At 46.7% G+C, this 12,213-nt stretch carries 7 protein-coding genes and 1 other annotated feature; of the genes, 2 read left to right on the top strand and 5 right to left on the bottom strand.

What is annotated here, in order from left to right; translation table 11 throughout:
* Positions 1 to 68: 68 nt before the first annotated feature.
* Complete coding sequence (locus tag ACI39P_RS09115) at positions 69 to 1,598, top strand: oligosaccharide flippase family protein (RefSeq protein ID WP_439720354.1); 1,530 nt, start codon at positions 69 to 71, stop codon at positions 1,596 to 1,598.
* A 90-nt stretch (positions 1,599 to 1,688) separates the two neighbouring features.
* Here ACI39P_RS09115 and ACI39P_RS09110 read toward each other — a convergent pair whose 3' ends face one another.
* Positions 1,689 to 2,969, bottom strand: coding sequence for a methionine gamma-lyase family protein (locus ACI39P_RS09110; RefSeq protein ID WP_439720353.1), 1,281 nt, complete (start codon positions 2,967 to 2,969; stop codon positions 1,689 to 1,691).
* A gap of 82 nt (positions 2,970 to 3,051) precedes the next feature.
* Complete coding sequence (locus tag ACI39P_RS09105) at positions 3,052 to 5,196, bottom strand: DNA topoisomerase 3 (RefSeq protein WP_439720352.1); 2,145 nt, start codon at positions 5,194 to 5,196, stop codon at positions 3,052 to 3,054.
* A gap of 159 nt (positions 5,197 to 5,355) precedes the next feature.
* On the opposite strand from ACI39P_RS09105, the gene ACI39P_RS09100 reads away from it, so the two are divergent.
* Positions 5,356 to 6,237: a DegV family protein gene (locus tag ACI39P_RS09100; protein ID WP_439720351.1), complete on the top strand. Its 882-nt coding sequence runs from the start codon at positions 5,356 to 5,358 to the stop codon at positions 6,235 to 6,237.
* A gap of 130 nt (positions 6,238 to 6,367) precedes the next feature.
* Here ACI39P_RS09100 and pheT read toward each other — a convergent pair whose 3' ends face one another.
* From pheT to ACI39P_RS09085, 3 genes are all read right to left on the bottom strand, one after another.
* Positions 6,368 to 8,767: a phenylalanine--tRNA ligase subunit beta gene (gene pheT / locus ACI39P_RS09095; RefSeq protein WP_439720350.1), complete on the bottom strand. Its 2,400-nt coding sequence runs from the start codon at positions 8,765 to 8,767 to the stop codon at positions 6,368 to 6,370.
* Positions 8,768 to 9,131: 364 nt separating this feature from the next.
* A complete protein-coding gene (gene pheS / locus ACI39P_RS09090; protein ID WP_439720349.1) occupies positions 9,132 to 10,151 on the bottom strand; it encodes a phenylalanine--tRNA ligase subunit alpha in 1,020 nt (339 codons plus the stop codon).
* 238 nt (positions 10,152 to 10,389) lie between these two features.
* Positions 10,390 to 10,615 (bottom strand) — a binding site (T-box leader).
* A 68-nt stretch (positions 10,616 to 10,683) separates the two neighbouring features.
* Positions 10,684 to 12,003 carry an AAA family ATPase gene (locus ACI39P_RS09085; protein ID WP_439720348.1) on the bottom strand — a complete coding sequence of 440 codons (1,320 nt, stop codon included), beginning with the start codon at positions 12,001 to 12,003 and terminating at the stop codon, positions 10,684 to 10,686.
* Positions 12,004 to 12,213 lie beyond the last annotated feature (210 nt).

Here is a 12,213-nt window from a genome sequence, read left to right as displayed (position 1 = left end):
CAAAACGCCCGTCTATTTCCCCCTTTCTTGTCATATAAATGGAGGGAACAGATTCCAGAGGTATGTCTATGAGCCGAAAGACCATCATCACCGGAACTCTTATCCTGACTGCGGCCAACCTCATCACCAAATGTATGGGGTTTTTCTACCGTGTTTTCATGTCAAATATCATTGGGGCAGAAGGCATGGGGCTGTATCAGCTGATTTTACCGATCTATTCTCTTACATGGAGCATCACTTCCGCAGGCTTTACCACAACCATTTCCCGCCTGACAGCCCAGGAACACATCCGCGGACAAAACGGAAATATCGGGCGTATTGTCAAACAAGCCGTCTGTCTTTCTTTTGGTATCAGCCTATTCGTTAGCGGGGTTCTTTTTTTTGGTGCGGAAAAAATAGGTTCTGCCCTTCTGGATGACAGCCGGACCAGCCTTTCCCTGCGCCTGCTGGCTTTTGCTGTGCCTTTTATGGCTGCAGGCTCCTGCTTCCGCGGCTTTTTTCTGGGCATGCAGGAAACCCTTATCCCTGCGGTTTCCCAGGTTTTGGAACAAACCGCCCGTATTGCAACGATTTATTTTCTGGCAGGTATCTTTGTTCCCTTGGGGCTGACCTATGCCTGCTGCGCCGCCGTCAGCGGCATCCTGCTGGGGGAATTTCTCTCCTGCGGCTTTACAGTATGGAATTACTTCCGTTTCAAAAGAAAACACAAGCTGATCCGAAAACCAACCTTGTCCTCTTCCGCTGTCCTGACAATGATTCTGACGATGGCAGTTCCCCTTTCTGCTACGCGCATCGCCACTTCCCTACTTTCTACGGTGGAAAATATCCTGATTCCCCGCCAGCTGCAGCTTCACGGGCAGGATACTGTGCAGGCGCTTTCTACCTATGGCGAACTGACAGGGATGGCAATGCCCCTGATCCTGCTGCCCTCCGCCTGCCTGATGGCGGCTTCCGTTTCCCTTGTGCCGGAAATTTCAGAAGCCTGTGCCATAAAACAGGATACCCGCATCAGCAAAACGGTTTCCGCCACATTTTTATTTACCTCTATCATTGGATTCGGTGCGGCAGCGTTATTTGCAGTATTTCCCAAGGAAATCTGCTACATCGTTTATAATCGTGCCGCCTTGGGGCAGGTTTTGTTTCCCCTTGCCTTTCTCTGTCCTTTGCTCTATGCGCAGACCACTCTGCATGGGCTGCTCAATGGTTTGGGAGAGCAATTTTTTCTTTTTTGGAGCAATGTATTGTCCTCTCTGATTACCATTGCGGTCATCTGGTTTTTTATGCCCTATTATGGTGTGCCTGCTTTTCTTGCAGGATGGTTTCTGAGCCTGCTTTGCAATGTTGGGCTTTCTTTGGGGCGGCTTTATCAGAGAACAGGGGTTTTTCCTTCCTTATATAATTGCTTCTTGAAGCCCCTGCTGGCAGGAGCGGCAGCCGGGCTTCTGGTAAAATATTTCATCCGCATCTCCGAACCATCCAAACTGCTGTTTTTGGGTTCCCTCTGCGGAATGGGCATACTGTATCTTTTATTCCTGCTGGCGTTGGGATGCTTGAACCGCTCTATGCTGAAGCAACTCTTCGGAAAGGCGCTTACATAGTCCCAAATATTTATACAAAGGAAATCTTTTGACAATGATTTTTTCTTTTGGGGCAAAAAATAAGTCAGTCTCACGACTGACCTATTTTTCTTAATTTTTCAGTTTGACCAAACCGGCTTCGTAAAGTTTCTGCAAGCTCATCAGGATACCTGTTTTTGCATGGAACCATGTCAAGCCGCCTTGGAAATAAACGGAGTAAGGTTCTCTGATGGGGCCATCGGCGCTCAGTTCGATAGAAGAACCCTGTATGAACGCACCAGCTGCCATAATAACATCGCAGGTATAGCCGGGCATAGCATAAGGTACAGGGGTCAGGTAGCTGTCTACAGGCGCTGCCGCCTGAATGCCCTGACAAAAGGCCTTCATGGCATCGGCACTGCCCAGTTCCACCGCCTGGATGATATCGTTGCGGGGCTCTGTGCTGTTGGGAATCACACGGAATCCCAGTTTTTCATAGATATTTGCCGCAAAAACAGCCCCCTTCAGTGCGCCTGCTGTTACCGTGGGTGCCAGGAAAAAGCCCTGATACAGCGCACGGTTTACATCCAGAGAAGCACCCACTTCCTGCCCTAGGCCAGGGGCACTCAAACGATAAGCACAACGGTCGATACATGCCTGCTTGCCACAGATATAGCCGCCGATGGGGGCAAGACCGCCGCCAGGGTTTTTGATCAAAGAACCAACGATCATATCTGCCCCTACATTAGAAGGCTCGATAATATCAACAAATTCACCATAGCAGTTATCTACCATACAAATCACATCGGGTTTGATGCCCTTTATAAAGGAAATCAGTTCCCCAATCTGCTTTACAGAAAAGGTGGGCCGCATGGCATAGCCCTTGGAACGCTGAATGGTCACCAGCTTTGTTTTTTCATTGATGGCTTTTTTAATATTTTCATAGTCAAATGTGCCATCCTTCAGCAAATCCACCTGTCTGTAGACAACGCCATATTCTTTCAGGGAACAAGGAGAAGGCGCAATGCCAATCACCTTTTCCAATGTATCATAAGGCTTGCCTACGGGAGAAAGCAATTCATCCCCCGGAAGAAGGTTCGCGCTCAGAGCAATTGCCAGAGCATGGGTGCCGCAGGTAATCTGGGGGCGTACCAGTGCTGCTTCTGTGTTGAAGCATCTTGCATATACCCGTTCCAGCTTATCACGACCATCGTCGTTATAGCCATACCCGGTAGAGCCTGCGAAACAGGCAGCATCTACCCGTTCCTCCCGCATGGCTTTCAGAACTTTTGCCTGATTATATTCCGCCACTGCGTCGATCTGTTCGAATCTGTCTTTTAAATCCTTCAGAATCTCATTGCCAAAGGCTTCTACCTCGGGGGAAATCCCCAGCATACCATACACATTTTCCATTTTATCTCTCCCATCTGTTTAAAAATATATTTACTCCTAATTTTTAGATTGTATCAAATCTATGCTGTTCCTTCAAGAAGTTTCAGCCATTTCTGGTGAAATCCATCAATTCGATCTGACCGCCCTTTTCCCGATTCAGAATCAGCACTGCTGTCCCCTTTTCTCCTGTCTGGGGCAAAGTTACCGCCACAGGTTCGGTCTTGCCGTTTTTCAGAAGCAGCTTCACCATACCTCCATCCAATTCCAAACCATAGGGCTTCAGGTTATCCTTCCAAAGGGAGAATTTGCAGCCGCTTTTCCAGCCTGCACAGTAGAAGGACTTAGTATTTTCCAAAATATCTCGTCCGCAGAGAGGGCATTTCCCAAAAGCATTATTTTTCCGTTTCTTCCCTCTGATCTGTTCCTCTGGGAAAACCACATCCGCCCGTCGGCCCGACGCTGCATCCTGAATCAGAAACTGCACGTATCGGCGGATACTGGCCATAAAACGTTCTTCTGTCATATTCCCTTTGGCAATGGAGGATAGTCCCTTTTCCCATTTTCCTGTGGTCTGGGGAGAACGCATCTCATTGGGAACCACCTCGATGAGCTTTCGCCCTTTTTCCGTAGGTACAAGGGTTTTGCCTTTGCGGACGATATAGCCTACTGTCAGCAGGCGCTCAATGATGGCGGCTCTTGTGGCAGGGGTACCCAAACCGCTGTCCTTCATCTGTTCTTTCAAAGCCTCATCTTCTACAAATCTGCCGGCATTTTCCATAGCAGAAAGGAGAGAACTTTCTGTATATGGAGTGGGCGGTTTTGTTTTCTTTTTCTGCACTGTGGCTTTTTCAATCTTGCGCTCTTCCCCTTCGCTGAGGGCAGGAAGTTTTTGGTCTTCCTCGTCTTTTTTCTTCTTTTTCGCTGCCGCTGCAGGGGTCAGGGCTTTTTCCACTACCTGCCAGCCTTCCTCCAGAACCACCGTCCCTTTGGAAAGAAACCGTTCCTGTTCCGCTTCAGCATAGACCTTTGTGGTCTCATATCTATAATAAGGATAGAACACCGCCAAAAACCTTGCCGCCACCAGAGAGAATACTTTTCTTTCCTCCTCCGTCAGGCTATCCACTCTTAGTTTTGCATCCGTAGGAATGATCGCATGATGGTCTGTCACTTTCGTATTATCGATGATACGTTTCGTAAAAGAAATATTCTCTGTCAAGGGATGAGCATAAGGGACATATGCCTCCAGCTCGCACAGCCGTTTGATAGTATTCCGCACCTTCCCTTTCATATCGTCGCTCAGGTAGCGGCTGTCCGTTCTGGGATAGGTAATCATTTTTCGCTTTTCATAAAGGCTTTGTGCAATATCCAGTGTCTTTTTCGCGGAAAAACCGAATTTTTTATTGCAGTCCCTTTGCAGCTCCGTCAGGTCATAAAGCAAAGGCGGCGGCATTTTCTTTTCTTCCTTTTCTACTTGCGTAATGCGGGCCATTTTACCAGAAACTTTCTCCACAATAGCCTTTGCTGTTTCTTCTTTTTCGATGCGAGTATGTTCTTCCTTGTCGATCCACATGCCCGTATAGCCGCCAAAATCCGCCTGGACTTCAAAATAATCTTCCGCCACAAAAGCGTCGATTTCTTTCTGCCGGTCTACAATGATGGCAAGGGTCGGCGTCTGGACACGGCCAATGCTCAGGAGAGCATCATAGCGCAGGGTATAGGCTCTGGTGGCGTTCATTCCCACCAGCCAATCGGCTACAGAGCGGCATTTGGCAGAGGTATAGAGCAGATCATATTCCCTGCCATTTTTCAGATTGGCAAAGCCTTCCTTGATAGCTTCCTCTGTCATACTGCTGATCCAGAGGCGTTCAAAGGGCTTGGTACATTTTGTAATTTCGTAGATATAACGGAAAATCAGCTCGCCTTCCCGCCCGCTGTCGGTGGCACAGATCAGGCTATCAATTTCCTTGCTGTGCATCCATTTATGTAATACCTTGAGCTGAGAACGAGTCTGAGCAATGGCCTTCAGCTTCATTTCTTCCGGAAGGATAGGCAATGTGGAAAAATTCCATTTTTTGTATTTTGGATCATATTCTTCAGGTTCTGCCAATGTGACCAGATGCCCGACTGCCCAGGAAACAACATATTTTTCTCCGATCAGGCATCCTTCTCCCTTTTGGTTGGCTTTCAGCACCTTGGCAATATCCCTTGCTACAGATGGTTTTTCTGCAATCACTAGTATTTTTCCCATTTTTTCCTCCTTTCCGATTCACTAATATATGAGTATAGCATTTCTTCATCGCAAAATCAAATCCATCAGGACTGGGCTCTTATCGGAAATATTGACATCCCCTCAAAATTTATATACAATATATTGGTTAAAATGAATGTATTACAAGGAGGTATTCCTATGCGAACATATAAGATTCTTTCTGATACATCCTGCGATATTCCTGCAGCAGTGCTGGAAAAGCTGGATGTAATCTATGTTCCCTTTCATGTTTCCTTCGACAGGGAACATTATCTGAAAGAACTGCGTGATATCACCCCCGATGATTTCTATGATAAAATCAATGCCGAAAAACTGTTTCCCAAAACTTCTCTGCCTTCCGTACAGGATTATATGGATGCCATGGAGCCCGTCCTGAAAGAAGGTAATGATGTTTTTTGCATGTGCCTTACCTCAAAATTCAGCGGCTCTTATCAAAGTGCTGTCAATGCGGCAAATATCCTTTCCGAATCTTATCCCGAATGTAAGATCATGGTGATGGATACCGCCTGTGTGACCGGTTCCCAGGGGCTGTTGGTCTATGAAGCCTGCCGTATGAGGGATGCCGGCTTTTCTATGGAAAAAATGGCAGAAATTTTGGACAAGCAGAAGGATACCACAAAAATCAACTTTACCGTAGATTCTCTGGATTATCTGCAGAAAGGCGGCAGAATCGGCAAAGCTTCCGCTCTGGCCGGTACAATCCTGAATATCAAGCCTATCATTATCATGAAAGATGGAGAACTCCACCCGGAAAGCAAGGTACGCGGGCATAAAAAAGCCCTGAAGACCATTATGGATATGACACGAAATGAAATCGGTGCAGAAAAAGAAAAATATCGGGTTCTTTTCGTCCGCGGGGAAAAAGAACGCCAGGCTATGGCAGAGGAACTGCAGAAAGAACTGCTGGCAGAAGGCTATGATGTTATGGAAGATATCTGGCCTGTTGGCATCACGATCGGTACCCATACCGGCCCTACTCCTATCGGCATTTGTTACATCAAAAAATATGAATTTGTATAACGGCGGAGAAAAAGAAAGAAAAAAAAGATGTTCGATAAGCTTGCTCAATCGGACATCTTTTTTTATTCATTTGCGGAGCAAACACCGAAAATCCGCAGGATTTGAGGTTGCCCCGCCGTTCTTGTATTTTTTATTTATCTCTCAGCTGTGCGCCCAGTTCTTCTGCCAGACCTTTCAGGATCGCATCCATTGCATCTGCGATATCTGTATCTGCCAGTGTCTTTTCTGCGCTGCGGAATACGATGGAATATGCTACAGATTTATAGCCTGCTTCAATCTGTTCTCCCTGATATACATCGAAAAGTTTTGCTTCTTCCAGATATGCGCCGCCGTTTTTCTTGATGATATCGGCAATTTCTTTTACTGTCACATCTTCTTTTACCAGCATAGCGATATCTCTTGTGATGGCAGGATATTTAGGCAGTGCCTGATAAACCACTTCTCTGTTGGCATTTGCCACGATCTTTTCCATATCCAGAACAGCCAGATATGCTCTTGTACCAATGCCATAGTTTTTCAGTACAACAGGATGAACCTCGCCCAGATAACCGATATTTTCTCCATTTACAATGACAGAAGCCGTTCTGCCGGGGTGCATCCAAGGCAGAGCTTTTTCTGTAACATATTCTGCCACTTTGCCCATGCCCAGTACATTCATCAGATGTTCTACGATACCTTTCAGGTCATAGAAATCCATATTGCCATACATACCCATGGTCAGTGTGGGAATTTCATGGGGCAGCTCTGTCAAAGGCAGTGCCTTTGGAATATAAACCTTTGCCACTTCAAACAGCCCTGCGCTCTCGTTTCTTCTGTTGTAGTTTGTTGCCAGAGAGGACAGAATGCCATTGAAGGATACTGTTCTCATAATGCTGAAATCTTCCCCCAAGGGGTTGGAGATCACGATTGCTTTTCTCAGATCGCTGTCAGCAGGAATCAGCAGCTTATCGAATACCTTAGGGCTTTCGAAGCTGTATGTCATTGCTTCGCACAGACCATCCGCAATCACAGTATCCTTTACCAGAGAGGTAATGGTCTGTTCGTAGGTCTTTTTCCCTACTGTAGGTGTACCGCTGGCCAGAGTTGCTTCGATCTTATTGTAACCATAGAAACGAGCAATTTCTTCTGCCAGGTCAGCCTGTGCTTCCAAGTCGGGACGGAAGGTAGGTACTGTTACGATATGGTTCACGGGATCTACTTTCAGTTCGATCTTTTCGAAGATCTTCTGCATTTCTTCTTCGGAAATATCTGTACCCAGGAATTTATTGATCCAAGCGGGATTGTAGGACAGTTCCCAAGGCTCTCTCTTGTTGGGGTATTCATCTACCACGCCGGGAACAACATCACCAGCACCCAGCAGTTCTACCAGCTGTACGGCACGGTTTACTGCTTCCAGAGCCAAGTTGGGATCCAGACCTTTTTCAAATTTGCTGGATGCATCTGTACGCAGACCAACCTTTTTCGCTGTGATACGAACGTTAGGGCCATCGAAGCAAGCAGATTCAAAGAGAACAGCCTGAGAACCTTCCACGATCATGGAGTTTTCACCACCCATAACACCCGCAATGGCAACGGCTTTTTCAGGGTCGGAAATCACCAGCATAGAGGGATCCAGATTTCTTACCTGACCATCCAGTGTTGTGATCGTTTCGCCTTCTTTTGCGTTTCTAACGATAATATGGCTGTCTTTGATGGTTTCGATGGAGAAGGCATGCATGGGCTGACCCATTTCAACCATCACATAGTTTGTGATGTCAACGATATTATTGATGGGGCGAACGCCTGCCATACGCAGTCTCTTTCTCATCCATCTGGGAGAAGGACCGATTTTTACATTTTTTACGACTCTTGCCACATATCTGGGGCACAGTTCGGCATTTTCAATGGTAACTTTTACATAATCCTCTGCTTTGCCTTCTGCTTCTTCCTTTACTGCGATTTCGGGGTAATGGAAAGGAATATCATAAGTTGCGGCAGCTTCTCTGGCAATCCCCAAAATGCTGAAGCAATCGGGTCTGTTGGATGTGATTTCGTATTCTACCACTTCATCCTTCAAATCCATCACTTCCACAACATCCTTGCCCAGTTCAACGGGTTCGGGGAAGATATAGATACCGTATTCAGGTGCTTCAGGGAAATCGTGTTTGTCGCAGCCCAGTTCTTCTACGGAGCAAAGCATCCCTTCGGAAACAACGCCGCGCAGTTCCCCTGTGTGGATTTCTTTGCCGCCTGCGATGACGGAATTATCCAGCGCAACGGGTACATAATCGCCAACCTTTACATTGGGTGCGCCTGTTACGATGGTCAGGTCTTTGCCCTGGCCTGCATCGATGGTGCAGATGACCAGTTTATCGGCATCGGGGTGTTTTACGATTTCTTTGATATAGCCTGTGACTACGTTTTTGATTTCGCCGGCTACCGTTGTATAGCCTTCTACTTTAGAACCGGACAGTGTGATATCTTCAATAAAATCCTTGATATCCGCTGTTACGGGTGCATATTCTTTCATCCAAGACATAGGTACGTCCATGAAATTAACTCTCCTCTCAAATATAAAATGATAAAACCTTGAGGACTCTTGTTCAAGCAGGATTTGCTTCGCAAACCTTGCTCCTTCGGAGTAACCGCCGCATCTGTTCGGCGGTGCGTACCTCAAACTCCTGCAAGGGGGTAACCCCCTTGACCCTACACGCAAAAGCATACGCTTTTGCCAGAAAATAATATATTTCCACACCGAAGGCAAATAAAAGTTTCGGTCAAGCCTTTTCAAAGGCTTGTGGGGCGCGCAGGGGCAAAGCCCTGCGAATTGCCTTTCCAGCGGGTTTTTGAAGGGGGTTCAGAGGAAAACTTTTCCCAAGAAAAGAAAGTTTCCCCTTTCTCTCCCTATTTTACTCTTAGAACTGTTTTAAGAACTTAGCGTCGTTTTCAAACAACAGACGCAGGTCTGTGATACCGTATCTCTGCATGGCTACACGTTCCAGACCCATACCAAAAGCGAAACCACTGTATTCTTCTGGGTCGATGCCGCTCATTTTCAAAACCTTAGGATGTACCATACCGCAGCCCAGCAGTTCGATATAGCCTTCCCCTTTGCATACACGGCAGCCTTCCCCACCGCAAGCGAAGCAGGTTACGTCCATTTCCGCACTGGGTTCTGTGAAGGGGAAATGGTGAGGACGGAAACGCACCTTTGTATCTTCACCGAACAGTTCCTTTGCGAAAACTGCCAGTGCGCCTTTCAGGTCGCCCATAGTAACGTTTTTATCGATTACCATGCCTTCCAGCTGGTGGAATACAGGGGAATGGGTCGCATCCACCTCATCGGAACGATAAACGGCACCGGGGCAAACCATACGGATGGGCAGTTTGCCTTTTTCCATGGTACGAACCTGTACAGGGGATGTCTGTGTTCTCAGCAGAATATCTCCATTAATATAGAAAGTATCCTGTTCATCCTTTGCAGGATGGTTTGCAGGGATATTCAGTGCTTCAAAGTTATAGTAGTCTTTTTCGATTTCGGGGCCATCCGCCACTTCGTAACCCATGCCTTTGAAAATATCGCAGATTTCATCGATAACAATGCTCATGGGATGCTTATGGCCTTCGGGTCTTTCTTTACCGGGCATCGTTACGTCGATTTTTTCCTTTTCCAGACGGTATGCCATCTCTGCTGCTTCCAGACGTTTTTTGCTTTCTTCCAGCATTTTTTCGATATCTTGTCTTACTTCATTGGCCATCTGACCGATGACAGGTCTTTCTTCTGCGGAAAGCTTGCCCATTTCTTTCAGGATGGCTGTCAATTCCCCCTTTTTCCCGAGGAATTTTACCTTCAGTTCGTCAACATCTTTGATTTCTTTGGCTTCCTGGAACGCTGCCAGTGCCTTTTCCTGGATCAGTTTCAACTTATCCTTCATTATTTCTTCTCCTCTCTTTCTTGAGGGTTTCACCCTCAAACTCCCACCAAGGGGATCATCCCCTTGGAACCTGATACCGCATCAACATATTCATGTTGATGCAAATGGGGGTACAGGGGATTTGAGCACCGCCAAAATTAGGCGGCGGCGAAGCCATCTTTCCGGAGGAAAGATGCTTGACCCTTTCCCCTGTCGGGGTTTGGGGCAGTGCCCCAAAAATAAAAAGGCCTTCGTCACACAAAGGGACGAAGGCTCGCGGTACCACCCAAATTCCTGCTATCACAGGCACTCTAATGCGTAACGTGCATGAAACGGACTTCCCTACTCTTTTTTCAGGAAGCCGACTCCGATGGGAACTTCTGCAGCTTCTCATACGAAAAACCCTTACAGCTCTGGAACTTCGTTCCGAAGGTTTTCTCTCTGTCGCAGTTTCACTGCATACTTTTCATCTTCACAGTCGTTAGATATTCATAACAAAAATATTTTATCACACCCACCCCGAAAGTCAAGGGGATAAAAGGGAAATATCGCCTTATTCCCCCTTTAGGCGGCGCAGATGTTCCTTGATACGACGTTCAATGCCATTATCCGTGGGCGCATAGTATACAGTACCCACCAATTCATCGGGCAAATACTGCTGCTCCACATAATGACCGGGATAATCATGGGCATATTTATAGCCAATTCCATGCCCTAAATCAGACGAACCGCTGTAATGGGCATCCTTCAGATGGGGCGGAACGGTACGGATACGGATATTTCGCACATCGGAAAGGGCTTTGTCAATCCCCAGATATGCCGCATTGCTCTTGGGCGCACAGGCAACGTAAGTCACCGCCTGAGCCAGAGGGATACGCCCCTCCGGCATGCCGACGAAATTCACTGCCTCCATGGCTGCCACTGCCACTTGCAGAGCATGGGGGTCTGCATTGCCCACATCCTCCGAAGCACAAATGACAATTCTGCGGGCAATAAATTTCGGGTCTTCCCCTGCATAGATCATCTTCGCCAGATAATATAATGCCGCATCGGGGTCAGAACCGCGCATACTTTTGATAAAGGCAGAGATGGTATCGTAATGATTATCTCCATCCTTATCATAGTTCAATGCCCGCTTCTGGATACATTCCTGAGCCTCTTCCAAGGTAATATGAATCATGCCATCTTTCCCGGGGTCTGTGGTCAAAACTGCAAGTTCCAGTGCATTTAAGGCTGTTCTGGCATCACCATTGGCAGTATTGGCAAGGAAAGACAGGGCATCCTCGTCCAGTTTGGCATGGTAAATGCCCATGCCCTTCTTTTCATCTGTCAGTGCTCTTTGCAGAAGTATCTTGATATCCTTATCCTCCAACTGGCGCAGTTCAAATACAATGGAACGGGAAACCAAGGCTTTATTCACCTCAAAATAAGGATTTTCCGTGGTAGCACCGATTAAAACAATGGTACCATCCTCCACATGGGGCAGCAGTGCATCCTGCTGACTTTTATTGAATCGATGGATCTCGTCGATGAACAAAATCGTTTTTTTGCCATACATGCCCAGCTCTGCCTTGGCATCCTCCACCGTCTCCTTGATTTCTTTTATACCGGCAGTAGTAGCGTTCAGCTGGCAAAATCTGCTTTTTGTAGTATTGGCAATGATTTTGGCCAAGGTTGTTTTGCCTGTTCCGGGGGGGCCATAGAAAATGACGGAGCTGAGGCGGTCGCTTTTGATGGCACGATAGAGCAATTTCCCCTTGCCGACAATATGCTCCTGCCCCACAAATTCCTCTAATGTGGTAGGACGCATCCGAGCCGCCAGAGGCGCATCTTTTCCCCCTTGCAGGCTGCGATTATATTCAAATAAATCCATTTGATTCACCGACTTTCCCTTAAAACTCTCTCCAAAGCATTCCTTTCAAACAATATTATCTATTTTATAGTAGATTTTCTTTTATTTCAATATAAAATAAACAGGACTTGTACTTCCAAAAGACCAGAAAATACGGAAAAATTTCACAGTTTCCTATGTCATTTCTCCGAAAAAAATGGTATACTACTCAAGCATTTTGAAAAATTGAAG

Origin of the sequence: Anaerotignum sp. (assembly GCF_051877975.1) — a bacterium.
GTDB lineage: Bacteria > Bacillota > Clostridia > Lachnospirales > Anaerotignaceae > Anaerotignum_A.
The sequence above is the reverse complement of the archived record's forward strand: the minus strand, read 5'-3'. Positions and strand labels throughout refer to the sequence as shown.

Excerpts from the sequence above, each read along its gene's own strand:
- ACI39P_RS09115 (WP_439720354.1), top strand. The coding sequence starts at position 69 with ATGAGCCGAAAGACCATCATCACCGGAACTCTTATCCTGACTGCGGCC.
- ACI39P_RS09110 (WP_439720353.1), bottom strand. The coding sequence starts at position 2,969 with ATGGAAAATGTGTATGGTATGCTGGGGATTTCCCCCGAGGTAGAAGCC.
- ACI39P_RS09105 (WP_439720352.1), bottom strand. The coding sequence starts at position 5,196 with ATGGGAAAAATACTAGTGATTGCAGAAAAACCATCTGTAGCAAGGGAT.
- ACI39P_RS09100 (WP_439720351.1), top strand. The coding sequence starts at position 5,356 with ATGCGAACATATAAGATTCTTTCTGATACATCCTGCGATATTCCTGCA.
- pheT (WP_439720350.1), bottom strand. The coding sequence starts at position 8,767 with ATGGACGTACCTATGTCTTGGATGAAAGAATATGCACCCGTAACAGCG.
- pheS (WP_439720349.1), bottom strand. The coding sequence starts at position 10,151 with ATGAAGGATAAGTTGAAACTGATCCAGGAAAAGGCACTGGCAGCGTTC.
- ACI39P_RS09085 (WP_439720348.1), bottom strand. The coding sequence starts at position 12,003 with ATGGATTTATTTGAATATAATCGCAGCCTGCAAGGGGGAAAAGATGCG.